At 35.0% G+C, this 25,058-nt stretch carries 29 protein-coding genes, 1 tRNA gene and 1 pseudogene; 13 read left to right on the forward strand and 18 right to left on the reverse strand.

Features of this window, described 5'->3' with window-relative positions:
- Window positions 1-7: 7 nt before the first annotated feature.
- Window positions 8-346 (reverse strand): diacylglycerol kinase, encoded by a 339-nt coding sequence (locus T368_RS13255; RefSeq protein ID WP_004085796.1) that lies wholly within the window; start codon window positions 344-346, stop codon window positions 8-10.
- Between the two features lie 305 nt (window positions 347-651).
- Between T368_RS13255 and T368_RS0104500 the strand changes: the two genes are divergently transcribed.
- Entirely contained in the window at window positions 652-1,716 is a 1,065-nt protein-coding gene (locus T368_RS0104500) for a hypothetical protein (RefSeq protein ID WP_027338320.1), read from the forward strand.
- A 303-nt stretch (window positions 1,717-2,019) separates the two neighbouring features.
- Here T368_RS0104500 and T368_RS0104505 read toward each other — a convergent pair whose 3' ends face one another.
- Window positions 2,020-2,304, reverse strand: coding sequence for a hypothetical protein (locus T368_RS0104505; protein ID WP_230455606.1), 285 nt, complete (start codon window positions 2,302-2,304; stop codon window positions 2,020-2,022).
- A gap of 297 nt (window positions 2,305-2,601) precedes the next feature.
- A complete protein-coding gene (locus tag T368_RS0104510; protein ID WP_004085789.1) occupies window positions 2,602-2,913 on the reverse strand; it encodes a thioredoxin family protein in 312 nt (103 codons plus the stop codon).
- A gap of 206 nt (window positions 2,914-3,119) precedes the next feature.
- Between T368_RS0104510 and trpF the strand changes: the two genes are divergently transcribed.
- From trpF to rpmA, 8 genes are all read left to right on the forward strand, one after another.
- On the forward strand, window positions 3,120-4,940 hold the full coding sequence (gene trpF / locus T368_RS16575; protein WP_004085786.1) for a phosphoribosylanthranilate isomerase: 1,821 nt from the start codon (window positions 3,120-3,122) through the stop codon (window positions 4,938-4,940).
- Between the two features lie 184 nt (window positions 4,941-5,124).
- Entirely contained in the window at window positions 5,125-5,538 is a 414-nt protein-coding gene (gene ndk, locus T368_RS0104520; protein ID WP_004085783.1) for a nucleoside-diphosphate kinase, read from the forward strand.
- A 76-nt stretch (window positions 5,539-5,614) separates the two neighbouring features.
- On the forward strand, window positions 5,615-5,959 hold the full coding sequence (locus tag T368_RS0104525) for a hypothetical protein (protein WP_051053851.1): 345 nt from the start codon (window positions 5,615-5,617) through the stop codon (window positions 5,957-5,959).
- 3 nt (window positions 5,960-5,962) lie between these two features.
- Window positions 5,963-6,112 carry a 50S ribosomal protein L32 gene (rpmF, locus tag T368_RS0104530; protein ID WP_004085779.1) on the forward strand — a complete coding sequence of 50 codons (150 nt, stop codon included), beginning with the start codon at window positions 5,963-5,965 and terminating at the stop codon, window positions 6,110-6,112.
- A 6-nt stretch (window positions 6,113-6,118) separates the two neighbouring features.
- A complete protein-coding gene (gene plsX, locus T368_RS0104535) occupies window positions 6,119-7,123 on the forward strand; it encodes a phosphate acyltransferase PlsX (protein ID WP_004085778.1) in 1,005 nt (334 codons plus the stop codon).
- 105 nt (window positions 7,124-7,228) lie between these two features.
- The gene (locus T368_RS0104540; RefSeq protein WP_004085777.1) at window positions 7,229-8,239 is read left to right on the forward strand and encodes a beta-ketoacyl-ACP synthase III; all 1,011 of its coding nucleotides are present in this window, start codon (window positions 7,229-7,231) and stop codon (window positions 8,237-8,239) included.
- 121 nt (window positions 8,240-8,360) lie between these two features.
- A complete protein-coding gene (gene rplU / locus T368_RS0104545; RefSeq protein ID WP_004085776.1) occupies window positions 8,361-8,672 on the forward strand; it encodes a 50S ribosomal protein L21 in 312 nt (103 codons plus the stop codon).
- A 10-nt stretch (window positions 8,673-8,682) separates the two neighbouring features.
- Window positions 8,683-8,943 (forward strand): 50S ribosomal protein L27, encoded by a 261-nt coding sequence (gene rpmA / locus T368_RS0104550; RefSeq protein WP_004085775.1) that lies wholly within the window; start codon window positions 8,683-8,685, stop codon window positions 8,941-8,943.
- Window positions 8,944-9,162: 219 nt separating this feature from the next.
- Here rpmA and T368_RS0104555 read toward each other — a convergent pair.
- Window positions 9,163-9,237, reverse strand: a tRNA-Asn gene (locus tag T368_RS0104555).
- 98 nt (window positions 9,238-9,335) lie between these two features.
- On the opposite strand from T368_RS0104555, the gene T368_RS0104560 reads away from it, so the two are divergent.
- Entirely contained in the window at window positions 9,336-10,112 is a 777-nt protein-coding gene (locus tag T368_RS0104560; protein ID WP_004085774.1) for a TIGR02757 family protein, read from the forward strand.
- A gap of 405 nt (window positions 10,113-10,517) precedes the next feature.
- On the opposite strand, the gene T368_RS16580 is transcribed toward T368_RS0104560, so the two are convergent.
- Entirely contained in the window at window positions 10,518-10,682 is a 165-nt protein-coding gene (locus T368_RS16580) for a hypothetical protein (protein WP_230455605.1), read from the reverse strand.
- Window positions 10,683-10,976: 294 nt separating this feature from the next.
- Window positions 10,977-11,129, reverse strand: a complete 153-nt coding sequence (locus T368_RS15365; RefSeq protein WP_005217119.1) for a hypothetical protein — start codon at window positions 11,127-11,129, stop codon at window positions 10,977-10,979.
- Between the two features lie 428 nt (window positions 11,130-11,557).
- Here T368_RS15365 and T368_RS0104585 point away from each other — a divergent pair, with 428 nt between their 5' ends.
- The gene (locus T368_RS0104585; protein WP_027338323.1) at window positions 11,558-11,797 is read left to right on the forward strand and encodes a hypothetical protein; all 240 of its coding nucleotides are present in this window, start codon (window positions 11,558-11,560) and stop codon (window positions 11,795-11,797) included.
- 27 nt (window positions 11,798-11,824) lie between these two features.
- Here T368_RS0104585 and infB read toward each other — a convergent pair whose 3' ends face one another.
- The 6 genes from infB to T368_RS0104620 all read right to left on the reverse strand — a co-directional run bounded on the left by infB (window position 11,825) and on the right by T368_RS0104620 (window position 19,455).
- Window positions 11,825-14,677 carry a translation initiation factor IF-2 gene (infB, locus tag T368_RS0104590; protein ID WP_004085771.1) on the reverse strand — a complete coding sequence of 951 codons (2,853 nt, stop codon included), beginning with the start codon at window positions 14,675-14,677 and terminating at the stop codon, window positions 11,825-11,827.
- Complete coding sequence (locus T368_RS0104595) at window positions 14,665-14,928, reverse strand: DUF448 domain-containing protein (protein ID WP_004085769.1); 264 nt, start codon at window positions 14,926-14,928, stop codon at window positions 14,665-14,667. Before T368_RS0104595 ends, infB begins: the two co-directional genes overlap by 13 nt.
- A 6-nt stretch (window positions 14,929-14,934) precedes the next feature.
- The gene (thrB, locus tag T368_RS0104600) at window positions 14,935-15,828 is read right to left on the reverse strand and encodes a homoserine kinase (RefSeq protein ID WP_004085764.1); all 894 of its coding nucleotides are present in this window, start codon (window positions 15,826-15,828) and stop codon (window positions 14,935-14,937) included.
- Between the two features lie 91 nt (window positions 15,829-15,919).
- A complete protein-coding gene (locus T368_RS0104605) occupies window positions 15,920-16,396 on the reverse strand; it encodes a hypothetical protein (RefSeq protein WP_004085762.1) in 477 nt (158 codons plus the stop codon).
- A gap of 899 nt (window positions 16,397-17,295) precedes the next feature.
- Entirely contained in the window at window positions 17,296-18,090 is a 795-nt protein-coding gene (locus T368_RS0104615; RefSeq protein WP_004085760.1) for a ferritin-like domain-containing protein, read from the reverse strand.
- A gap of 195 nt (window positions 18,091-18,285) precedes the next feature.
- Window positions 18,286-19,455: a DHH family phosphoesterase gene (locus T368_RS0104620; protein ID WP_004085759.1), complete on the reverse strand. Its 1,170-nt coding sequence runs from the start codon at window positions 19,453-19,455 to the stop codon at window positions 18,286-18,288.
- Between the two features lie 217 nt (window positions 19,456-19,672).
- On the opposite strand from T368_RS0104620, the gene T368_RS0104625 reads away from it, so the two are divergent.
- Both T368_RS0104625 and T368_RS15370 read left to right on the forward strand, forming a co-directional pair.
- Window positions 19,673-20,422 carry an NYN domain-containing protein gene (locus tag T368_RS0104625; RefSeq protein WP_004085757.1) on the forward strand — a complete coding sequence of 250 codons (750 nt, stop codon included), beginning with the start codon at window positions 19,673-19,675 and terminating at the stop codon, window positions 20,420-20,422.
- 108 nt (window positions 20,423-20,530) lie between these two features.
- On the forward strand, window positions 20,531-20,674 hold the full coding sequence (locus T368_RS15370; protein WP_155116627.1) for a hypothetical protein: 144 nt from the start codon (window positions 20,531-20,533) through the stop codon (window positions 20,672-20,674).
- Here T368_RS15370 and T368_RS0104630 read toward each other — a convergent pair.
- From T368_RS0104630 to T368_RS15880, 6 genes and pseudogenes are all read right to left on the reverse strand, one after another.
- Window positions 20,658-21,512, reverse strand: a complete 855-nt coding sequence (locus T368_RS0104630; RefSeq protein WP_004085756.1) for a transporter substrate-binding domain-containing protein — start codon at window positions 21,510-21,512, stop codon at window positions 20,658-20,660. The genes T368_RS15370 and T368_RS0104630 overlap by 17 nt on opposite strands.
- Window positions 21,513-21,653: 141 nt before the next feature.
- The gene (locus T368_RS0104635; protein ID WP_004085754.1) at window positions 21,654-22,931 is read right to left on the reverse strand and encodes a hypothetical protein; all 1,278 of its coding nucleotides are present in this window, start codon (window positions 22,929-22,931) and stop codon (window positions 21,654-21,656) included.
- A gap of 43 nt (window positions 22,932-22,974) precedes the next feature.
- Window positions 22,975-23,802, reverse strand: a complete 828-nt coding sequence (gene panC / locus T368_RS0104640; RefSeq protein ID WP_034566778.1) for a pantoate--beta-alanine ligase — start codon at window positions 23,800-23,802, stop codon at window positions 22,975-22,977.
- A 487-nt stretch (window positions 23,803-24,289) separates the two neighbouring features.
- On the reverse strand, window positions 24,290-24,412 hold the full coding sequence (locus tag T368_RS17080) for a hypothetical protein (RefSeq protein ID WP_268902571.1): 123 nt from the start codon (window positions 24,410-24,412) through the stop codon (window positions 24,290-24,292).
- A gap of 226 nt (window positions 24,413-24,638) precedes the next feature.
- A complete protein-coding gene (locus T368_RS14845) occupies window positions 24,639-24,878 on the reverse strand; it encodes a hypothetical protein (protein ID WP_004085751.1) in 240 nt (79 codons plus the stop codon).
- Window positions 24,824-25,058 (reverse strand): annotated as a pseudogene (locus tag T368_RS15880) (hypothetical protein); the annotation flags it as partial. The gene T368_RS14845 and the pseudogene T368_RS15880, both read right to left, overlap by 55 nt.

Here is a 25,058-nt window from a genome sequence, read left to right on the forward strand (position 1 = left end):
AAAGATTCTATAACACAAAACGAACAAGCAAGTAGCCACCCCAAATAAAAGCAGCAAACAACATACAAACAAACTGCAAACTACTGCCAATATCCTTTGCATCTCGTGCAAGTGGATGAAATGTAGGCTGGACTAGGTCAATAATCTTTTCAATAGCTGTATTCACTAACTCCGCAAATACCATAAAAAACAAAGGCAAAACTAAAAAAGCAATCTCAAAAAAATCACGCCCCAAAAAACACGCAATAATGAAAAATAACACAAACACAATAAGGATTTGTCGAAATGAGACTTCTTCACTCACACAAGCCTTTAATCCCGCTAGAGAAAAAAAAGAAAGCCCCAATAATCCGCCTCACCCCTTTTTTACCGCTTTTCACTATATGCCTTTATTATTAGATTTGCGAAGATTCTATAAAGGCTGTATCTTAACAAAAAAAATACATGTTTATGCAAATAATTTATAAAAATGCAATGTAGTATTGCGAAAAGGTTATCATGGTATGACAGGTTTTCTAAGAGATTTTAAAACAACAAAACAGCAATAGTAAGGTTTAGAATTGGGTATTAAGGTTGTAAAAACAAAGCGAGAACTTAAAAATACATAATATGCAGATATAATATAACTCTATTCTACACATAAGGAACACAATGTTTAATGTTTTAATTTGCCTAAAACAATTAGATAATATCAATCTAGCACCTATGCTAGAAAGATTATATAACCACACGAAACCACAACAGATACATATTATAACAAGTAGCAATAATGCAAATCTTATTTTAAATTTATCGCAGAATATACAAGAAAAAATCTATATTTTTGATGAGGATAAAATCTACAAGAATCTAAGTCTTGAAGTCATTCAAAAATATATGGAATCCAAAAATGCGGCTATATGGCGAAGCGGCTGGTATTTACAGCAATTTCTTAAAATGGGATATGCAACTTTTGCGAACTCAAATGATAAAACAAGTAATGCCTTGTTAGACATGGGGGGGGGGGGTGATTGTTGCCCTATTTTTACTCCATATTATCTTATTTGGGACGCAGATTGTATTGCTTTAAACGATATGATGTTTTTTCATCATGAAAAATTGCAACAAGAAAAACCAGAAAACCTTACTACATATTTTGCAAAACACGATTATATTCATAAGCCATATTTTGACACATTAAAACGACTTCAAATACCCATTTATAAGCAAGATTCTATAAGCATTTTAATGCGTGCGGTTGATTTTAGTTTTATTGTGGAACACATGATGATAAATAATTCTATTATGTGTGAGCTTATTTCTCGTATAGAAAAAACACATAATAAGTTATTTTTTGAAGCGATTTTAGAAAGCATCGATGAATGCCAACTTAGTGCTTCTGGATTTAGTGAGTTTGAAACATACGGCAATTTTGTAGCTAGTCAATACGGCAATCAAGCACTCTATATTACGCTAAGACAAGATAGAGCAGCAAAATCAATAATAAGCATAAACCCAACACATAAGCAACTAGAATGGTATAGCAAATACTATGATACATGCTGCATAGAAACTTGGATTGAAGAAAGCTTTATAGGTAAATTAACAAAATATGCAGTATTTAGAAGTATATCACCCTACACATGGCATAAGATTCTAAGCGCTAAAAGAGAACCGAATATTTTTAGAAAAAAGCTAAAAGCAAAATTAAAGAATCTGGTATGCAAAAAACATTAATCCCAGAATGATGGCATTGCTCAAGTAAATTTAACTTATATGTGATAAGGTAGAATCTATTTTAGACTATTTTATTTGAAAATATTGTTCTCAAAAAAAATATGAGCTTTACAAGTATAATTATATTGTATCGCACAAAGCGTTTTTTGTGTCCAATTAAGATTCCATTGTATAAGCACTTAATTTTTTAAAACTCATCGTAGTATGGAAAATAATTCTTGCTTTTCTTTGACGAGAGTGAGTTGGTGTTCATTGCCTTTATGAATCCACCTTAGTCACCACAATATATTTGAGAATCTACATTTATTTATCACTCATTGCCCACATCACAACCACGCCTTGCATTTCATTTTCATAATCTTCTTGTATCTCAACAAAGGGGAGTTTATATTGTTTGCATTGCGCTTTTAACGCACTATGCTCTTTTATAAGCTGCTCTTTACTAGCCACATAAGATTCCTTGCGTTTTTCTATGGTATTTTCTTTGAGTTTTATTGTGTGATAATGCTTTAAAATATAATGTAGCAGCGAGAATCCACTCATTGCTAATATAATAAAACAAGCTATTTTTGAAAAAATATTTTGCAAAAATATAGTTTGATAAATCTTCTTTTTAACTGCACGCGAATTGTAAAAAACGACATAAAGATTCTAGATTGTTTGGCTGACTTTAATATGTGAAATTGCGATTTATTTAGCCTTATATACTTTTCATATAGACATTCAGAAGTATGCTGATAGTAGAGTTTTGTACATAATCTTTGTTATTAAAGTATAGTCATGCTTAGTTTTTTATAACCAAGTGGTGATTTCGTGCTATCACCCCATATATGCTTATTCTACATACAATGAGTGATTTTTCAAAGTGTTATTATCATGCTATTTTTATAGCACTTGTTGCACGACTTTCTCAATCTCTGCTTGACTTTTTGGCTCGACTAGTCTTTCAGCGACTTCTTTGCCATTTTTGTAGAAAATGAGTGTTGGGATTCTCCTAATTTGTAGTGAATCTTTGAGTTGCTCTTCTGTATCAAAATTGACTTTAAAAAAACGGATTCTATCCTTATATTCATTTTCTAATGCTGTCATGATCGGCTCAATGCGTTTGCAGTCAGGACACCAGCTTGCCCCGACATTGACTATCACGATACCTTCACTTGTCATACTCGAAAAATTGCTATGATTTAACTCTTGCATATATCTCTCCTAACAATTATAAACATTTGTAGCCCAATCACAGATTTATTATACAAACATGACAATACAGGCTACATGCTAAGATTATAACAAAATACTTTTAATTGTGATTTGTGTGAATAAAATATATAGTGTTAGTTGTATTTACAAACGAAGTTTGTGTAAAATTTTGTTTCAAGATTTCTATTATACATGCAAAGGATTACATGCAACCACAAATTGATGGCATTGAGATTCTCACTCAAATATGCGAAACAAAAAAAAGAAAAATGCAGGAAAAGGGCATATCGCTTGGATATGATTTACCGCAAAAAAGGGAGTTTCCACTGATTTGCCCCACTTTGCTTAATGATAAATCTGCCCCATTTGTTATTGCTGAAGTGAAGCGAAAAAGCCCTACAAAAGGGCATATCAGCACCATCACAGAGCCAACAAAACTCGCACAGATATACATAAATCAAGGGGCAAATGCAATTTCTGTGCTTTGTGAGGAAGACTACTTTCAAGGAAGTTTGCAGGATTTATATGCGATTAAAAGGGCATTTCCACAGGCTTGTATCTTGCGTAAAGATTTCATTTTACATAAAGATGAAGCAAGAGTTAGCTATCTCTTTGGGGCTGATATGGTGCTGCTTATAGTGGCACTTTTTGTTGATGATATGGAATCTTTTTGTGCTATATATGGTGAACTCTTAGCCTATAATCTCACACCATTAATAGAGATTCACACACTTGCTGAATACAATCTGATTAAGGATTTAAATCTTCAAAAAGCTATTGTAGGCATTAATACGCGGAATCTCAAAACCTTTCAAATCAATAAAATGGAAGCGATGAAGCTACGCGCACAGATTCCAAAGCATATACCTGTTATCTTTGAATCTGGCATACAATCAGAGTATGATAGCTTTATGGCTGGGAGTGGTGGATTTCAAGGGATTTTATGCGGCAGTTTTTTAGTAGAGCAGCTTGATAAAAAAGAAGCTTTTTTAGAATCTAGTGGGGATTTAGATTTGTCTTATCATGTAGATTCTAGACCAACAAGCCACGCAAACACAACCACAAATTCTAGCAGTTGCTCTGTGGCTTTGGATGCTTTGGCTGAATTAGGGGGTAGGAGTTATCTAAGCGATATGACTATTCATCACAATTCAGCCAATCGTTCAAATTGTATAGACAAGGGCGAATTTTTACAGAACCTAGATTCTAAACATGCACCACACCACAGCGTCATACACGGATTAAAACAAGCATTCAGTATCGGTGCAAATAAGGCTATATTTGCTACTTTACTGCAAAGATTCTATACAAAAAATCACTCAATGCAAAAAGAGTGCTATAAACCACTCATTAAAGTATGCGGTATTAATGATTTAGAGTTTTTAAAAGAGAGTGTGAAATACGCTGATATGCTAGGCTTTATCCTAACGCCAAAGAGTATGCGTTATGTGGATAGAAAGTTTCTACAAGAAGCACAAAAAGCGTTTAGCACACATAAAGATTCTATGCCTTTAAGGGTAGGTGTGGTTACACATGAGTGTGTTGAGGTCGGTGTAAGGTATTTAGAAGAAGGACTTATTGACTGCTTGCAACTGCATGATATGCCTATATCATTTTGCATTGAAAGTGAGATTGTAAAAGATATTGAATCTTTTTATGGACCATATCCCCTGCATACACTTTATGCGAGATTAAATGCAGGGCTTTTACCCTTTTATCCATCTATCAACTATAAGGAACTATTGCATGTAGAAAAAGGATTGCAAACACATTTTGCCTTATGGGATAGTAGTGCGGGTAGTGGATGTGATATAGATATTGTGGCTATACAAGATTTTCTAGCAAAGCATAAGATTTTAGAGGGAAATCTATGGTTAGCAGGGGGAATCTCAGCAAAAAATCTAGAAAATATACTCACACTAAAGCCCATGCTGCTTGATATATGTTCTGGTTTTGAAAGCCAAAAAGGCAAAAAAAGTATTCCATCTTTAAAAGAATTTTTTGATCTGTTAGATAGTCTATTTTAAGTTTTACAAAAAGTAAAGTTGTGTTATTGTCTTTAAGAATCCATAACTAGATAATGTTTCCATAAAAAGAAGTGTCTATCATCGGCATATCTTGATTTTTAACATTTTTTAGGGTAGAATACATACTTTTAATTTTTATCAGTCTAGTGGTGACTGATGAATATTTGTGAATTAAAGGGAAGTTATGGAACAAACACTATCTATTATTAAACCAGATGCGGTGAAAAAGAATGTTATCGGTAAGATTATCACAAGATTTGAAGACAATGGTTTGCGTATTGCGGCAGCAAAAAAAGTGCAGTTAAGCAAATGCGAAGCAAAAGAGTTTTATGCAGTGCATAAAGACCGCCCTTTTTATAATGATCTTGTGGAGTTTATGATAAGTGGTCCTGTGGTTGTTATGGTGTTAGAGGGAGATAATGCGGTTGCGAAAAATAGGGAGCTTATGGGCGCTACAAATCCTAAAGAAGCAGCACCCGGGACTATACGCGCTGATTTTGCAGATAGCATTGATGCAAATGCTGTGCATGGGAGCGATTCTAAAGAAAATGCGGCTATTGAGATAGCCTTTTTCTTCGCAAAAAGTAAGATACTATAAGGTATTTTAGCATATTGGCAAATAGGCGGTTTTTGTGCGGATTGAGTTTAGAAAAATCACAGAAAAGCCAAAGCAAATCCATTTAATACTTGATAAAAAGCAGAGTGAAGTTATATTTGAAAACGAACATATAGAATTGCAAGGCGAGATTATGCGGCAGGATTCTAAACTTGCGGTATTTCGTGGTAATATTAAGGGGAATTTGCAGCTTATTTGCTCTTTGAGTGGAAATGAGTTTAGTGCTGAAATTGATGAATCGTTGGTTTTGTATTTTTCAGATGGAATCTGGGAGGCACAAAGCCAATCAAAAGTCATCAATTCACTTGATGTGATTGAGTTTTTTGATGGTTTCATAGATTTTGATTTTGTTTTAGCGAGCGAGATAGAATCTATACGATTAGATTATAATATTAAGGAGTAAGTCATGGCTGTTCCTAAGCGAAGAGTGAGTAAAACTAGAGCGGCAAAGAGAAGAACGCACTACAAAGTAAGACTAGCAACACCGGTAAAAGATAAAGATGGTAGCTGGAAACTACCGCACCATATTAATAAATTTACACAATCTTATAGTTAGGGCATTATGTTACAGATTGCATTAGATGCAATGGGTGCTGACAATGGCGTTGAGCCTGTCGTATGCGGTTTGTTGCAAGCATTGCAAAATAGAAACTTTAAGGCATATTTAGTAGGCGATACTGCGTTGCTAAAAACTTCTTTAGATTCTAAGAATCTCTCAAGTGATATATTGCAACGCATTGAGTTATTGCATACTGATGACTATGTGCGTATGGAAGAGAAAGCAAGCGATGCAAACAAACGCACAACCACTTCTATATATCATGCCATTGGGCTTGTAAAGAATGGTGAAGCGGTCGCATGTGTCAGCGCAGGACATAGTGGCGCTACAATGAGTTTGGCCACCTTGCAAATTGGGCGGATAAAAGGCGTTTCTCGTCCCGCTATATGCACTTGTATGCCAACGATAGAGAATCGATGCAGCATTATACTTGATGCAGGTGCAAATACAGATTGTAAGCCTGAATATCTTGTCGATTTTGCATTAATGGGCTTTCATTACGCAAAACATGTTTTGCACTATGAAACACCTAGCGTTGGACTCTTATCAAATGGCGAGGAAGATTCTAAAGGCAATGAACTCACAAAGCAAACCTTTCAATTATTGAGAGAATATAACTTTTTCAAAGGCAATGTTGAAGGATCAGACATATTCAATGGCTCTGTTGATGTTATCGTATGTGATGGCTTTATAGGGAATCTTGTGCTAAAAGCAAGTGAGGGTGTCGCAAGCTCTATTAGCACGATATTAAAGGCTGAGATTAAAAAGTCTTTTATGAGTTCTTTAGGCTATCTTTTTGCAAAGTCAGCATTCAAAGCGTTGAAAACAAAGATTGATTATGCAGAATATGGCGGTGCTCCCCTGCTTGGCATTAAAAAGCCTGTAATTATTAGTCATGGCAAGAGTAATGCTAGGGCTATGGAATGTGCAATTTATCAGGCTATTGAAGCGTGTGATTCAAAAATATGTGATAAAATTGCAGAAGCATTTCAGTCTATGCAACGATAAAAAGTGATAATATAATGGCTATAGTGTTTTAAAGCCCATTGTGTTGTAAGCATTTCATTTTTTGCTTCAATATGTATCGTTACAAGTGTTTTTAAGGAAGAAGATATGTTCTATGCCTCTATCAAGTCTATCGCCTCTTATGTCCCTAGCAATTGTGTCCCGAATGATTTTTTTACGCAATTCTTAGATACTAATGATGAGTGGATTACACAACGCACGGGGATAAAAACACGCTATTTTGCAGATAAAGAACAGATGAGTAGTGATTTAGGCGTGGAAGCTGCTAAGATTGCTATTAAGAGAGCAAATCTTAGTCTAAAAGATATTGATTTAATCCTTTGTGCGACCATTAATCCAGACTTTTTTGCCATGCCCTCAACCGCTTGTATTATCGCTACAAAGCTTGGCATTGCTGATGTCCCTGCATTTGATATAACTGCAGCTTGCACGGGTTTTGTGTATGCCTTATCTGCAGCCAAAGGATATGTAGAAAGCGGAATGTATAAAAATGTCCTTATAATAGGTGCTGAAAAGACGAGTGCTGTGCTTGATTTTACCGATAGAACAACCTGTGTTTTATTTGGTGATGGGGCTGGGGCTTGTGTCGTTGGGAGAGGGGATAAAGTCGGCATTAAAGATATTCACATTTCTTCTGATGGGCAGTTTTCACACCTGCTTTGCACTCCAAAAAGATTCAATACTTTCACACAAAACGAAGCTCTAAGCATGTTTAGCATAGATGAAGAAGAGAGTAAAAATCAAGTCTTAAAAATGAAAGGCAATGAAGTATTTAAGGTAGCAGTAAGGACAATCGCAAAGGACGCACAAGATATTTTAGCACACAATAATATGAGCGCATTAGACCTAGATTATTTCGTGCCACATCAAGCGAATTTACGCATTATACAATCGGTCGCAAATACGCTTAACCTCCCTGATGAAAAGATTATCCTAACCGTGCAAAAATATGGTAACACTTCTGCAGCAAGCATTCCTATGGCACTTGATGATGCTTATACAAGTGGTAAGTTTAAGCACAGAGATTTATTATTGCTTGATGCCTTTGGCTCTGGTTTCACATGGGGAAGTGCGTTAGTATATGCTGATTTTGCATAGATTCTTTTGTGAGATTCTGTGCAATAAAGATTCTATGATTGTGTCATTTTTTTGTGGTTTTTAAGGTAAAAATTAGAAAATGATAGTATAATAGTGGTTTTACATTTTTTAAAGGATAGCTATGCAAGTTATATTTAAGAACGGAGGCAAGCAATACAAGGCACAAGTGGGAGATATACTTCTACTTGATAAATTGAGCCTTGAGCCAAAGTCAAAGCTAGAAATTAGTGAAGTCCTTGCTATCGTAAATGGTGAGGATTTGGTCGTAGGGAATCCATTTATTGCGAACGCAAAAGTGGAATTAGAGGTTATTAATGAAGGTAGAGGCAAAAAGGTTATTACCTTTAAGAAAAGAAGGCGTAAAGACAGCAAAACAAAACGAGGTTTTAGACGAGACTTTACACGCGTAAAAGTAACAAATATCATTAAGTAAGGAATGTTAGATGGCACACAAGAAAGGTCAGGGTAGTACGCAGAATAATAGAGATTCTGCAGGAAGAAGGTTGGGCGTTAAAAAATTTGGTTCTCAATTTGTAAGAGCAGGGAATATTATCGTGCGACAAAGAGGCACAAAGGTGCATGCAGGAAATAATGTCGGCATGGGCAAAGACCATACGCTTTATGCGCTTATCGATGGTATTGTGAGTTTCCAACAAAAAGATAAATACAGAAAAAAAGTTTCTGTTATCCCCTCTAACAGCTAATATATAATTAGCTCTTTCAAATCTTTGCGGCATGTTTTAATGTCGCTCTTTTTAGACTTTATATTCGTCAGTCTTTTTATTAATAATGAATATTTCAATGTTGTTTGTAATGGCAATAATATCGTGCTCAGATGTAAAGTATGGTGTAAATTCTATCTCGATTTAATATTATAGAAAATTGTAACAAATAAATTTGAAGTCAAAAAAGGGGATAATGAATGGCTCCGGATGCAGGATTCGAACCTGCGACCAAGTGGTTAACAGCCACCTACTCTACCGCTGAGCTAATCCGGAATGAAGTAAAAATAAAGATATAATTATATAGAAAATTTTATTAATAGTCAAGACTTAATGATAAAATTTTATAGATTCTAGTAATGATAAGGAATTTTATGCAATATAACAGGAAACTAAAACAATTCCTAGACACACAATACTCTCTTTTTAACGCACAAATATACTTGCATTCACACCCAGACCCATTGCAAATAGCCCACAAACATAGAGATTTTATATATTTTGATGAGTTGTGCTTGTTCTGTGCTTTATATGCCTATGGTAACGCACAAATGATTGTAAAAAATCTCTCTTATATGCCCTTTTCTTGCTTGATTGACGCAGATTCTATAAAAGATATGCCACTAGATTTGTTTCCATATTACAGATTCCAAACACGAGAAGATACTAAAAATTGTTTTCTCATCATTGCTGATTTTATCAAAAAGGGCGGTATTAAATCGCTATTTTTAGAATCTTATACAAAACATTTTGATATTTTACATGCCATCAATCGTATTGAAAAACTAGCAAATGACTTTATAAACGCACACAAGATTCAGAGTTATGGATTGCAATTTTTATTTGGCAATCCCTGCAATATGCAATCCACACGCAAACGATACAATATGTTTTTACGATGGCTAATCCGCAAGGATAACCTTGACTTTGGGCTATGGCACGAAGTAGATACATCGCATTTATTGCTACCACTTGATACTCATACTTTTAAGATCTCAAAGCAACTTGGACTTTGTAAAACTAAATCTTATAATCTAAAGGCAGTAAAAGAAATCACGCATACACTAAAATCCTTTGATTCTAAAGACCCAATAAAGTATGACTTTGCTTTGTATCGTATTGGACAATTAGGTTTGGATATTGTGTTTTAATCTAATTTATAGTGCATAGAATCTAAAACTTCTTTATATTCTTGCTTTAAAGATTCTAAGTTTTGAAAGAATCTTGTATCTTTTTTAGCCGCATCTATCTCGCCATTATCGCCATAGCTTTCTCTGCGTAGTGGATTCTATTGTATTTGTGCAATCTTTATCGGTATAGATAGGGGATATTATGTTTACCCCGTGTCTTTGTCTATCTCCCCGTAGTATTTTTGAGATACCGCCTTGATTAAGTGTTTTTATGTTACTTTGTTTATTATCATTATTTCGGACATAGCACATATTTTTCGCACTTCCCAAATATACACCATTGAAATCGAATTATCGTCTAAAAACTCCAAACCATATTTATCTTTAGGATTATATTTCATAACATCAGCAAACAGAAAAATAAATTTATTTCCCTGAAGTATTAGAATCTTGTATTTCCAAAACTATGCGTTCCATAGGGGTATAAGCTATTATACTCCTGCTTTCTCTATCAAATTGCAATCCCTGCTCCTCAAACCATTCTTTGTTCTCACAAGTTTTTATCATCAATGATGTATTTGTGTCATACATAACAAATCTTTTGTCCCAAAAACTCCTACCTTTAGAATCTACTATATCCAAATTATTTGCATATAACCCACATAGGTAGATACAGAGTAAAACCATTGTTTTCGTTGTATATTCTTTCTAATTTGGGTTATGACAAGTTTCTTTTACAAGCAACATCACTACCCTTTTACGATAGCAATGTTGTCATTACCCATATCGAAAAAATACACATAATCACATTGAGTTTTCATATCAAAACCATAGTATATTTCCAAATATGTATTGCCTTTCCATACAAGTTTGACACAAGAGTTATCACCCTATGTCTTTTTTAAAGTTTTGTAGCGGAAGTTTCTTAAACAGCCATTCTTTACCCATATATTGAATAGAAGCCTCATGGGCTTCTTGTATATCCTTAGTCTTTATAATCACTCTTTGTGGAGTGCTACAACCAACCCATTTTTGCAATTCTGTCCAATTATTCCCATCGTATTCTTTTTTGCCTCTTCTATAAATTTTTGTTCTAAAGGACTACAATGTTCAAATAATGATTCTATATTCTGCTTATATGCGCAATCTACCCTATACCATTGCCATATATGCTCCTTACCAAAAGCAAAATGCTATTTTTTCATTTTAATCCTTTTTGTAAGATAAGTTTCTATGTATTTGAGTTACGACATAGTGCCTATTTATATTGTGTGCGGATTTTCCTTGTAGCGTATTGTTTTCGATATACAATTTATTTTTATCGCTTGTGCCTTTGTCTTTATGTCTTGTGTCAACTTCATAGAATAAATAATACAACTCTTATACCTTAAATGTAGGTGTAGATAATGCACTAAGAGTAGGAAAGATAGCAGTAAATCTATTGGAGGGGGGGGGGGGATAAGAGTGTGGAGGGGGGGAGCTTTACAGAATCTATAGGGGGATTCTCATGCAATAATAAAAGGAGAGAGACAAGAGCATATTGGGGGATGTTTTACGCAAAAAAAGTGGCAAAGGATATTGATGTGTTTGCTGCTAATAATCATAGCACAACCGCAAACTCAAGCATATTTCTCAATGCTGATGAAAATATAACTTTTGACTTTTATCTAAACAAGTGCATGAGGTTTAGGAGTCAAAGTTTATAGTACCTAAACATATATGGAATCCAAATCTCACAGCACCCTTTGTTTTTCAATCTCTTTGTAGATTTCAAATTCATCTTGTGCCAAAATATCATTAAAGCCATCAAGCATAATGCCGCATTCATAGCCCTTACTCACCTCTTTTACATCATCTTTAAATCGTTTGAGACTTGCTATCTTGCCACTCCATAGCACTACACCATTGCGTAAAACTCTCACACTTAAATTCTTTTCAACCTTGCCATCAAGCACCATGCAACCTGCAATAGTCCCAAGCTTTGCTACCACAAAAGTCTCTCTTACACTCACATTACCCACAACTTCTTCTTCGATAATAGGCGACATAAGCCCACTGAGTAAGGCTTTCATATCATCGATTAAATCATAAATAATCGCATAGCTTTTAATGGTAATACCTAAATCTTTTGCAAGGTTTTTAATCTCATTTGTTGGGCGGACATTAAAGCCTAACACGACACAATTGCTACTTGCATTTGCTAAGTCTAGATCGCTTTGTGTGATTCCACCGATACCAAAGCTGATGACATTGATTTCTACTTCTTGGTTATTTAATCCCTCTAGGCTTGCTTTAATAGCTTCAAGGCTTCCCTGCGTATCAGCACGCAAGATAACAGGCACACTTTTAATCTGTCCTTTTGCCACCATTGAGCTTAACTCATCAAAGGTTACTTTTGTGCTTTTGCTTAATTGTTTTTGCCTTAAATATGCACTTCTTTTGTTTGCCATCTCTCTTGCGATAGAATCATTTTCTACCACCTGCAATAATGCACCTGCACTTGGCACTTCTGAAAGTCCAGTGATTTGTGCTACACCGCTTGGCTCTAGTCTAGTAATGCTTTTGCCTGTATCATCTTTTAGCGTCCTTACCTTACCATAGGCAGTATCTGCTACAATGCTTTGCCCGATTTCTAGCACACCTTGCTGCACGATAATAGTCGCTACAGATCCTTTACCTACTTGCTGACTACCCTCTAGCACGATAGCTTTTGCCTTAGCTTTTTTACTTGCCCTTAATTCTAGAATCTCTGCTTGTATAAGGATTGTCTCTAAAAGCACATCTATACCTTCACCTGTCTTTGCACTGATAGGGATAAACTCATATTCACCGCCCCAATCCATAGGTGTAAAACCAAGCTCTGCACACTCTGCTTTTAGCTTATCTGGATTTGCACCTTCTTTATCCATTTTATTCATAGCGATGATGATTTGCACATTCGCAGATTTTGCGTGGTTTAGGGCTTCAATACTTTGTTGTTTTACCCCATCATCTGCGGCTATTACAATGATAGCTATGTCTGTAACTTGTGCGCCACGACTTCTCATTTGTGCAAACGCTTCATGTCCGGGTGTGTCAATAAAGCTTATCCATTTATCATTTTTCTGCACCATATATGCACCAATATGCTGGGTAATACCCCCTGACTCGCTACTTGCAATGCGTGAGTTTCTAATATAATCTAATAGTGAAGTCTTACCATGATCTACATGCCCCATAATCGTAACAACAGGCGGTCTATGCTCTAAATCAGATTCTATAATCTCTTCCTCTTCGACTAAAGGCACATTTGCTTGAATACTTACATCAATATTGTATTCACTTGCTAGAATCTCGATTGTATCTTTATCAAGGAAGTCATTTTTTAGCATTTTCACACCAAGCAAAAAGAGTTTGCCAAGCACATTGCCTAACTCTAGATTTGCCTTTTCAGCAAACTCATATACGCGTATCTCTTCAGGTAATACAAGTGAAGTGATGGCTTCAGTTTGTTCTTTACCTTTATTATTACGCATTTTTTTACCCTTGCCTTTTGAAGGTCTAGCAATTGATCCCTCTCTTATCCATGGGCTATAGCGATTGACTTTAATCTTATCGTTTAACTCATTTTTCTTCACCCTTTCTTCTTCAAAACTCTCTTTTGGGCTATTATCTTCGTATAAATCAATAAGCATGATTTCATCTTGCTCATCATCATAGCCAAAGCCACCCATATCGCGTTCCATGCTGATGATGTGTGAAGAGTGCTTTTGCTGCGGTTTATTTGTGTTTTTGTCCTTTTTCTTTTTTACCTTTTCTTTGCGTTCAACATTCTTTAAGGTATCAAGTATTTGTGTAGCACTACGCAAACTAGAATTTGAATCATCTTTCTTTTTGCTTGTAGTTTGGACTTCGTCATTTTTACTGATTACACGGATTGCACTTATTCGTGGTTTTTTTAACTGACTTGGGTCTATCCCTTGTGGGAGTTCAGAATCTCTTTTTGCCTCTGTGCTTGGTGTAGATTCTATAGGCTTTATTGGTGCTTCTTGCTTTGTTTCTTTTAATGTTGTTTCTGTGTGTATGGTTTCTTGAGCTGTTGTTTCGATGATATCTGTGCTGGATTGCTCTTTTTTTATCGTATTTTCTGTTTGTGTTTTAGCTGCTACTTTTTGTGGCTCTTCATCACTTCTTCTTACAATCTGGATAGATTTTTTAGGTTTAATATCGCTTGTTTGCACCGCTTTTGGTGTAGCTTGTGTTTCATCTTTGTTTAATATTTCTTGCGTATCTTTTTTGGTTGATTTTTGCTTTTTTGTGGCTTTTTGTGCTGTAATGTCAGTTTCTGCTTCAGTTTGTGCGTCATCATTTTTATCTGTTTGTTTAGCCTTAGAATCTTTTTTAGCCTTTGTTTTTTCAGTCGCTGGCACAAAACCATCAGGCAAACTTCCTGTTGTAATGTAGTTATAAAGCATTTCTGCTTCTTCTGTCGTAATGGTGCTTGATACATTCCGCACTTTAAAGCCTAGCTCTTTAGCTTTATCGAGTATATCTTTTGGATTTTTTGCAGCTTCATCTGCGATTTCTTTAATACTTACTTTTGACATATTTGTGCTATCTCCTCGATTTGTTCTTGCAGATTCTCTGCTTTTTTAACAATCCTTTTAATAATTTGCTGTGTTTTGCGTTGTGGCAAACACATATAGCATACATAAAAACTCCGCCCGCTACCATCATAAAGTTGCAATGCAGATTCTAAAACCTTAAATCGTATGAGATTTTTTTGCAAATCCCTTTGTCTGCATGCAACACACATACGCACACTTTTTGTAGCATAGTATCGTGTAACCTTACTCACATGCACCTATCCTTTCTCAATCTTAACACCATCATTGTCAAAATCAAGTGTTAAAATGCGAAATTTTGAGAATCTAGAAATAAGTTGCTTTGCTAATCGCCTTGCATCATCGCTATGACATAGATTAAACATAGAAGAGCCACTACCAGAGAGTGTGCTCATAAGCGCACCATTTTGCAAAGCATGTTTTTGAATCTCAAAAAGTATGGGAAAGGTTGCCATACGAACTTGCTCGTGCATTCTATCAAGTGAGCCCTCACGCAGTAAATCCCATCTTTGCATACCAAAGGCAAGACTTAAAACCGAAGCATGAGAGAGATTGAAGACACAATCTTGCACACTATAAGCTTTTGGCAATACGCCTCTTGCTTTTTTAGTAGACATAGGCTGATAGGGGACTACCATCACAGCTTTAAGATTCTTTGGCATATTTTGTCGCAAATAGACTACTTTTGATTTATTATTATGTGTCTTTAAAAAACTTGCATTAAAGCCACCCATAGTCGCTGGTGTGATATTATCAGGGTGATTTTCATGATGCAAAGAAAGATTTAATACTTCATCTTTATTTGGTATCTTTCCTGCCATTTTAAATGCACTAAAAATCGCCCCAACGATAATAGCACTCGATGATCCCATGCCCCTTGCCACAGGTATATTATTTTGAAATGTAAAGTGAAATTGGGACTTGCCACCAAGCTTTTTATATGTGTGCATAAAGATTCTTACAAATGTATTATCTTGCGTGAAATGTGGATTCATCTTCCCTTCACCGCTGATGGTAATATGCTGTTCTTTTGCTTCTTCTATGCTAAAATAATTGCGAAACCCTAATGATATGCCTAGACAATCAAATCCCGGTCCTAAATTTGCACTGGTAGCAGGCACTGAAAAATTCAAACTTCAATTCTCCATATTTTTAATCTGTTTTTAAGGTTACAAGGCTTTTGTAAAAATATCGTGGTATTATAGCAAAGGATTCTCTATTTTGCTACAAATAAAACAAAGCAGAAGCTACAAATAAGCCGATATTAAACACGCAACAAAATGCAAGCACAACAATAAAGCGGACAATGCTAACCCACCATGCATGTCGTCCAAAATTTTTCCTAGCCTTAAAAGGCTTTGTGCTAACTAATCCCAAGAGATAAAATACAAGCAATATAATAATGCTAGAAAATGATAAAATAATTTGTGAGTGAAGTGCAGCACTAAGCTTTATCTGCTCCATATCCGTGTGTGAATTGACAAGATAGATAAAGGTTATAACACAAGAGAGAATCCAAGCAAATAATATCTGTAAATTTAGAATCTTATATGATGAAAACACACTCATAAGCAGCATCACACAGCAAAATAAAGCAATTGTAATAATATAAATAAAAGGTGAGTCGTGCAACAAAAACACAATCTGGTCTATATGAATGAGTGAAGTGATAGTTTGAAAAAGATTAGCTAAAAAATCCATATATTTCCTTGAGCTTATGTGATAAAGTATTGTTGTATTCAACTATGTAAAGAAACTAGACTTAGAATCTTTAAAACATGCTTTATAAGTTCTCATTATATCTAAATTTTATATCAACTTCTTAACCCTCAGTATGCTTTATCTTAGAATTTAGTGAGATTGTATTTCATTGAGTAAGCAAGATAATGATTTTATGTTTTTTCATGAGTGATGGTAAGTAAACACTGCTTAAACGCTAAAGACTTGCAAATCATTCGAACCAAACTATATAGATTTCGGTTAATTCTAATGCAATCCAAAACAACCTTGCATTTATTTGGCTAACACCTTCTTATGATTCCACATAAACATGATAAATCGCACTTTTCAATACTTTAATCTAAGTTATTGCAATATCTTTCCATGATTTTAGCGAATTCGGGCGGTATTAAATCAAATATAGAGTGGATGGTAAATACAGAATACTGGCATATATATACATCTAAAATAATAAAATTAAAGTTCTTACACCAATACAAAAACTTCCATATCACAAAGATTCTAGATGAAATATACTGAATCCGCATTATGAGCCTAGCATATAAGTATCCAAGTGACACAATGTAATAAAGATGACTCTCCACCTGCAATGGTATTTTATAAGCCCAGCAGCATCAAATCTTATAGCACTGACCATTGAGGCTTCTACACAATAATAATATTGATGGAATGCTTTAAGTTCTAAAATCCCATCCGCAATAGCTGTAACCACTATGGTTATCATGAATGGTAATGGCATACTGTGTCTTTTCATAAGATATAATATCCAGCATAATATAAGCCAAAATCATTGCAATATTAACTCATATTTTACAGATTCTTTTTCTTACAAAGTTTTACAAGCTTTTATATTTTAGTGACTACCTTAAAGTTTGCTGCAAAGATTCTATTTCTTGCATACTATATCCAGCCTCTAGTCTTGCCTCTATATTTGGAATCTTGCCTATGATATTAAAGTCATAGCCTTGCAATATCTCACATAAACTGCGATTGTCGTTATAAAGCTTTTGTGCGTAATTGAGCCATTTTACGCCTTTTGAGACATGCCCTATTTCATCATGTAAGATTCTATCAAGTGCAGCAAGAATCTGTGATTTTAGCGGTGTTTGTGCTTGTTCTATCTTCTTTCTTACAAATGGATTTGCATCAAGTCCTAAGGCTTCTAAGCCCTTATGCACGAGTGCCATACGATCAATTAAAGTCTGTGTGCTTTGCATAGCGCAAAACAGATTATCATGCACGAAAAAATCCCCATAGTTATACCCGATCTCTTTTAGTAAAGATTCTAAAAGCTTAAAATGCAAAACCTCTTCACCAGCAAGAGTGATAAAATCATAATAATATTCAAGCGGTAAATGTCGAAAACGATATGCCGCATCAAGCCCTAAATCGATCGCATTGTATTCTATATGTGCGACTGAATGCAGGATTTTTGCTAGGGCTTCTTTTGAGTTTCCGCCCTTTGGTCTTTGCAAACGCGTAGGGTGTATAACCTTGCAGAAAGGGGCATAAGAAGGTGTTTTTATACTCTTAATTTCAATATCATGCTGCATATTATATGTGTAGAAATTTGCCTGCAAATATTCTACTTTTTGTAATTTTAAATCAATTTGCGTAGTGGCGAGTGCATCAAAAACTGCGGTAAAAAAATCCATTTATGCTCCATTTCTATCTTTCAGATTCTAACATAACATTGGTGCAAGGTGTAATTAGGACTTTGGCGTGAGATTCACATTTATGTTTTAAGAGAGAATTAAGATCTAAAGTTGCATTGCAAACTTTGCTGCTTCAACATGACAATTACTGCAATTATATTTCAAAAACCCACAATATAAAATACTATAATACCCCTACAATTCCCACTCGTCTTTCATTTGCAAATGTCCTTGCACTTGCGTTTTAATGTCATCATACACAAAGCTCTCTCTAAAACTATCAATTCGACCGCCGCTTGCATTCTTATGTCCGCCGCCATTAAAGCACATTTGACTTAATGCACTTACATCGCAATTCCCATTTGATCGCAAACTCACATTACCCCTATTGCTTACATCCATGTAGAAATCAAACTCTTCATTCTCTTGCAAAAACTTATTTGCCACAACAGAAATGCCACCCATGCCATAGCTTAGAAAGCCAACCTTATCTTCAAAATACACCTTGCATTGCTCTTTCTTTGTCTCAAGCAGTTTGACTTGTGCGCGTGAGATGATATTATCCATTGTTTCACTATCTTTATTTCCGCCTAGCACTTCTTTTTTGATAAAAAATAGCGCATTATCAAAGCCCACTTCATCGAAAGCTTTTCCATCGATTAAACCGCCGCTTTTTTCTGTGCTATATTCAATGAAAAAGTTACGCGCAAAATCTAGTAATTTAAGCTTATAATTTCTATTTTCATCATCAAACATAAAGCGATTAAACTCATTACTTGATGCAATAAGACTCATAGCCACTTTGCCAAACTCAAAGCCAAAGCCATCTTCAAGCCATATATCCACAGAGTTAATCATCTCAACGATAGGCTTTAGCCACTGCTGCACAGAAGTATCTAAGCCAAAGCGATCTAGCAAATATTCATAAGTGATTTTTGTCGCACAGCGATTAATATCAAGATAATACCAGCTATACATATTCGCACTCTCTTCGCCTGTAGCATGATGGTCTAGCAGCACAATCTCAACATCTACTTGTGCCATTTTTAGCTCTTTTACTTGTTCGCTTAGAAATTTTGATTCATTTAGTGTGAGATTTAAATCTGTGATAAGGATTATAAACTGCTCTTTTTGCGGGGTGCTACTTTTCTCTCGCTCAACTTTTACTGGTTTGCCAAATAGCATACTCACATTTTCTGTTTGTGCCTTGTGAGATTCTATATCACGCAAAATAGCTTGTAATCTCACCATGACTTCTCTGCCATAGTTTGCATTATAGAATGTAATGTCTTTGAAAAATTCACGCGAAACAAACTGACAGCCATAGCCATCTAAATCGATATGTGATAAATGATAAACTTTCATAATAGCTCTTTTTGTAGAAAATATATTTAATCAATCCGTGAAATTATAGCAAAAAAGCTTACTATTGCAAACGAAAATAAGCATTAAGTAAAAGTTCATTTATATTTACTTATTCAAAGATTTTAACAAATATTAGGCAAAATTTCATCTATCATTGTGAATAGAAATATAGTAACAATACGCAGATTCTCACATTACAACATGGAGTAATACAATTATGATAGCTATCTTATTTGATTGTGAAAATGTGTCATCTACGCATATTCCCTTTATCCTTCAAAGATTAAAGCGATTTGGTAAAGTAGTCCTTAAGTATGCCTTTAAGGATTGGAGCAAACCAAGCGATTGGACACAACAAGTGGTTGAAGAATATGGTATGATACCTATTCAGGTTTTTCGACATAAAAGTTTTAAAAATACAAGTGATTTAAAAATCCAAGCAAGTGCCTATAAGATTCTGTATGAAAGTAATATAGAGCATATCTGTATCGTCTCAAGCGATAGTGATTTTAGAGATATAGCCCTAGAGATTCAGGCAAAAGGTAAGATTTCAATTGGTTTTGGCGAGATGAAAACGCCAGAATCGCTGCAAAATGCCTATACGCATTTTATCCACCTACAAAGCAAAACAACAAATAACAATCAAGCAACCACCAATAAATCCGCTACAAGTAAAACACCTGCTACCAACAACAATAAGCAAACATCTACAAAGAATGCCACACAATCAAAACCTAAAGAATTAATGATTTTAGAAAATGCCATTCAATCTTTGCGGGATAAACAAGGATTCTGTCAAGTCGTAAAACTTGCAAGGTATTTAGCGCAGCAAAATGGCAATCATACACTAAGGGGAATGTTTAGGGCAAAAAAATGGGCAGATGTTTTTGATAGATACCCCTCAAATCTACATTACGAGCTTACCGGTAAAAATAACAGCACTCTTATTGTGTGTATTAAAAACTAAGAGTTAAAAGATTTAAAACACGAGAGTTTGTTGGGGTTAAATTTTGATATAAGCTAGTAAAGATTCTAATAGTTGGGGAGTTATAGATAAAAGGTTGCAGCAAATAAGTTGCTTACCTTTATTGCATTGCATGAATACCTAGAATCTTTTAGAGTATTGTGGAAAGTAGTTTTACGCAATGATACCAGAGATTCCATAGAATCTCTAGCGAACATTAAGATTCTAGGACTTAAAACTACTCCGCGAAGATAACCATATCAGCCGTGATTTCACTGCCAAATTCACTTGCTAAAGTTGCATTATAAGCTTCTTTAAAAAAGCCTTCTTTTTGTAAAGTATCAATTTCAGTATTAAGCCAATCTAGCAATTCTTTATTACCTTGTTTAACTGCTGGGGCGATTACATCTTGCTCACCGATAGATTGGATTCCCACTTTATATTCTGGATTATGTTTTACCCACGCATAAAGCATTGTAGAATCATGAGAAAGCGCATCGCCTTTTCCTTGCTGGAATGCTTGGAAAGTCTCTGTGTTTTGCTCGAATTTAAGCAAGTTTATGCCACTTTGCTTACTGAAATAAATGTCTGCTGTTGTGCCTTTATTGACTATCAAAGTTTTACCTTGCAATTGCTCTTCACTTGTGATAGCACCATCTTTGCTAACCACACCTAGCGTTACTTTCATATAAGGCTTTGCAAAATCTACTTGCTTTTCTCGCTCTGGTGTTTTTGTAAAGTTTGCCATGATAATATCTACTTTATTTGCTTTTAAGGCACTAGCCCTAGCTGCCGCTTCAACAGGCACAAATTCAATCTTATTCTCATCACCTAGCAAATCTTTTGCAAAACGCTTTGCGATATAGACATCAAAGCCTTTGTATTCATTATTTTCATAATATCCAAATGGTGGTTTATCACTGAATACACCGATACGAATCTTGCCATTATTTTTGATAGTCTCAATGGCACTCTCTTGCTTTTTTGTCTCTTCTTGTTTAGAATCACCACATGCAAGTAGTCCAAGCATAATTGCACCACCTAAAACTAACGCCGCACTAGAACGAAAAATCCCTTTAAAATTAAAAGCCATTACTGCTCCCTTTCTAAAATAAAATAAAGTTGCAAGTGTAGCATATTCTTGCCTTATATGCAACAAAATTATAAAAATATTGCATTATTATAGAATCTTGTATATAAAAACTTCATATTTTAGAGTTTATTTACAATATAGTTAGAACATAAATCGCAATCCGCCATTAATCTCAAATGTGCTTGGCACACCCCTGCTAAAATGCGTGCTGCTTATATGCGTAATAGCACTTAGAGTTTGTGTGATACCAAACTCAAGCATGGCGTTAAACTCGCTTTGTGTAAGATTTTTTCTATTGCCACCATAATAATTTGAGCCATTAAAGAAAGTTGCACCATAGGCAAAATACATATTGAGCTTATTATCAAGCAAACCAAGCCTTGTTGCCGCATAGATTAAATGTGCGTTATTTCCCATTTTGATAGCACGACCACCCCATACAAAAAAAGGCTGAATATTTGTATAAAAAGTGTTTGACATATCTGCTTGTGTGCCATTACCAACACCCAAGATTCCAAGACTACCCATTCCTGCGTTACCACTTGCAACATAGCCAATCATCGCATCAATATTTTTATATCCAATGGTAACTTTAGAATCAAAAAGGAATGTGTTATTATGAAAAGACTTTGGACTTTTATGATCTTCAAAACTCCCAGCAAAACCTAAGTCAGCACCAAACCACCATACATTACCACCATTAAATCTTGTGGCAAAATGCCCTCTTATGCCCGCAGTCGCAAACACACCCGGTATAAAGGTGGTAAAACCACTCATATACGCACTATTTTTTATATCTTTTTGATCGCCATTAAAATAGTATTTTACTCCAACATTAAACCAGCCTGTTTTATCAAGGGGCATAAATCGTGTCATTTCATAATAGCTTACACGACCAAAATTATATGCCCATATCGCTTCAATCACAAGATTTCTCACACTCCCATTTCTTACCCAGATTCCATCAATTAAGTGATTAATCCAAGGGCTAATAGGCTGAAATCTCCCCGCTTTAATCGCTGTATCACCATCAAAATATTCTATAAAAGATTCCCCTAAGGCTACACTGCTACCGCCTAAGACTTCATTGCCTGTATTGTTATAGAAGTATTTTTTCACTCCATCGTTATAATTTAATAAGCCTTGAGCGGCACGAAAAGATATTGCCGCACGCAAATTATAATAAAATCCAGTGGTATAGCCAAGTCCAACAGAAGCATTAAGCAATCCTGCATTACCTAAGAATCTATTTGAGCCATAAAGATTATTTGTATAATATCCACCGCCACCACTTGACATAAAATTCCCATATAACACAATATCTACTTGCTTTGTGCCATTAAGCAGGGCAGAATCAAGTGTTTTATATTGCCCAAAAGCTAAAGCAATTGTTAAAAAAAATAAAATAAAAATACGCATAACATTCCTTGTTGCATAGAATCTAAAAGTGAAAATAAATCCGTTATTCTATCCAAAGATTATCAAGCAATCGTATCTTTCCAATGCGAACTACAAGTAAAAAAATACAATTTTGTGCTTTTGTAGCAAAAGTTAAATCATGATTGTAAAAATCCATATAATCTATGTTTAGATTCTCTAGAATCTTTTCTGCTTCTTGTTTTAGTATCGCAATATCTCGTATATTTTGCTGTGTGATGAGATCTTGTAAATGAAATATTGTTTTGGGAATCGCAAGGGCTAGTTGTCTCTCACTCTCACTCAAATATACATTCCTTGAGCTTAAGGCTAGATTGTCATAATCACGCACGATTGGCATACCTATGATTTCTATCGGTAGGCATAAATGTTGCACCATTTTTTTGATAATGAGTAGCTGCTGTGCGTCTTTTTGCCCAAAGTATGCCCTTGTAGGCGAAATGAGATTAAAAAGCTTTAGCACAACTTGCAATACCCCCCTAAAATGCGTGGGACGATAGTATCCCTCAAGGATATAGCCCATCTTTCTAGGTGGCTCTATTGTTATTTCATCATCATCTGTGTATAGAATCTCACTCGTTGGTGCAAATACAATATCAACGCCTGCTTCCTTGCACATCTCAATATCTCTCTCAAGTGTGCGTGGATAAGTGGATAAATCTTCTGTTGGGCTAAACTGCGTTGGATTCACAAAGATAGAGACAACGGCTATGTGATTTTGTGCGACATTAGATTCTATAAGGCTTTTATGTCCGTTATGCAAAGCCCCCATAGTCGGCGTGAAACCAATATCAAGCGAAGTGAAATGTATATTAGAATCTTTATTTTCATTATGCAATTTTGCATGACTCATGCCCGTTTGGATACATATAGTTTGATTTGGTTTGGTTGTTTGATTATGATTTAAAACTCGTTTTGTATTGTCTGTTTGGCTGTAATGTAATAGTCGCTTTGTGTCTTCTGTGTGATTGTCTTGCAAAGTTTGTTTGGTGTTTTTTATGTGATTATTATACGGGGCTTGTTGTGTTTCATCTACTTGTGTGTCATGTAAAGCTTTTTTTGTGTTGCTTGTTTGCATATGGCATGGAGCGTGTTTTGTGTCATCTATGTGATTGTAATTTAAATCTCGTTTCGTGCTATCTGTTTGAATATTTGTTTGTAAAAAAGCAATATATTCTTGTTGCTTTACTCGCAAGGCTTCTTGTAGCTCCTCTTTTGTCGTTGCTATAATGCAATTTTTATGTTGTTGCTTAAATGCCTTATAGTCGTAGTTTTTATAATCGTAATCTTGTTGGTTTTGTAACATAATATTTGCCTTTATCGCTTGTAGAAATAAAACGCTATTGTAGCGATTTATTCAAATCTTTTGTGGATTTTACGATGAAAAGTGCAAGATTTTGTTGCGTGGTTTTGAATCTTATAGTCGTCATATTGAGTAAGCTAATCTTTCTAACTCGTTGCAAAAGAGATACTTTGTATCTTGAATTCAATATGACAAGATTCTAGATTTTTATCCAAGTGGGTAGGTGCAAGGTAGGGGGTGCAAAATTTAAAGAATCTAGCTCCCACGCCAAACCCCCTAACACACTAATATCTCTAAATCTCTAAAGTATTCTTTCATCACAAACTTATCTTGACTTTTATCATTAACATAGTCCTTATTCTCAACTTCTACTAAGGCTTTTAACCTTACATTATACGAGCCTTCTTTGCTGAATGATTTGAGTATATTATCCTTTTGACTACTCTTACCATTTGATTGCTAACCTTGCCATCACCAAAATCCCATTCAACTTCTACTAACTCAATAGAAGTAACAATATGAAATCCTATCACTTCATCAATAGCTATCACACTTTTAGTAGCATATATCTCTAAAATAGTCGTATCAAAGTCTGTATAAAATCCGTTATTTGCACCTTTTTCCACTCATCTGTATAATCACTGATTGGAGCTTCACCTATTGCTTTAAGTGCATTAACGGTAGTTTGCTGCATATCATAGCTTTTGAGTAAGTCTGGTTTATTTGCATTTGATAGGACATTTTGATAGCTATTACTGATTGATGTTTTTTGGCAATTTGCTTTATTTATCTGTGCATTATCATTG

This window comes from Helicobacter bilis ATCC 51630 (assembly GCF_000686565.1).
GTDB classification, from domain to species: Bacteria; Campylobacterota; Campylobacteria; order Campylobacterales; family Helicobacteraceae; genus Helicobacter_A; species Helicobacter_A bilis.

Coding starts and splice junctions, on each gene's coding strand:
- T368_RS0104500 (WP_027338320.1), top strand. CDS start 652: ATGTTTAATGTTTTAATTTGCCTAAAACAATTAGATAATATCAATCTA.
- T368_RS0104510 (WP_004085789.1), bottom strand. CDS start 2,913: ATGCAAGAGTTAAATCATAGCAATTTTTCGAGTATGACAAGTGAAGGT.
- trpF (WP_004085786.1), top strand. CDS start 3,120: ATGCAACCACAAATTGATGGCATTGAGATTCTCACTCAAATATGCGAA.
- ndk (WP_004085783.1), top strand. CDS start 5,125: ATGGAACAAACACTATCTATTATTAAACCAGATGCGGTGAAAAAGAAT.
- rpmF (WP_004085779.1), top strand. CDS start 5,963: ATGGCTGTTCCTAAGCGAAGAGTGAGTAAAACTAGAGCGGCAAAGAGA.
- plsX (WP_004085778.1), top strand. CDS start 6,119: ATGTTACAGATTGCATTAGATGCAATGGGTGCTGACAATGGCGTTGAG.
- T368_RS0104540 (WP_004085777.1), top strand. CDS start 7,229: ATGTTCTATGCCTCTATCAAGTCTATCGCCTCTTATGTCCCTAGCAAT.
- rplU (WP_004085776.1), top strand. CDS start 8,361: ATGCAAGTTATATTTAAGAACGGAGGCAAGCAATACAAGGCACAAGTG.
- rpmA (WP_004085775.1), top strand. CDS start 8,683: ATGGCACACAAGAAAGGTCAGGGTAGTACGCAGAATAATAGAGATTCT.
- T368_RS0104560 (WP_004085774.1), top strand. CDS start 9,336: ATGCAATATAACAGGAAACTAAAACAATTCCTAGACACACAATACTCT.
- T368_RS16580 (WP_230455605.1), bottom strand. CDS start 10,682: ATGTATGACACAAATACATCATTGATGATAAAAACTTGTGAGAACAAA.
- infB (WP_004085771.1), bottom strand. CDS start 14,677: ATGTCAAAAGTAAGTATTAAAGAAATCGCAGATGAAGCTGCAAAAAAT.
- T368_RS0104605 (WP_004085762.1), bottom strand. CDS start 16,396: ATGGATTTTTTAGCTAATCTTTTTCAAACTATCACTTCACTCATTCAT.
- T368_RS0104615 (WP_004085760.1), bottom strand. CDS start 18,090: ATGGATTTTTTTACCGCAGTTTTTGATGCACTCGCCACTACGCAAATT.
- T368_RS0104620 (WP_004085759.1), bottom strand. CDS start 19,455: ATGAAAGTTTATCATTTATCACATATCGATTTAGATGGCTATGGCTGT.
- T368_RS0104625 (WP_004085757.1), top strand. CDS start 19,673: ATGATAGCTATCTTATTTGATTGTGAAAATGTGTCATCTACGCATATT.
- T368_RS0104630 (WP_004085756.1), bottom strand. CDS start 21,512: ATGGCTTTTAATTTTAAAGGGATTTTTCGTTCTAGTGCGGCGTTAGTT.
- T368_RS0104635 (WP_004085754.1), bottom strand. CDS start 22,931: ATGCGTATTTTTATTTTATTTTTTTTAACAATTGCTTTAGCTTTTGGG.
- panC (WP_034566778.1), bottom strand. CDS start 23,802: ATGAGTCATGCAAAATTGCATAATGAAAATAAAGATTCTAATATACAT.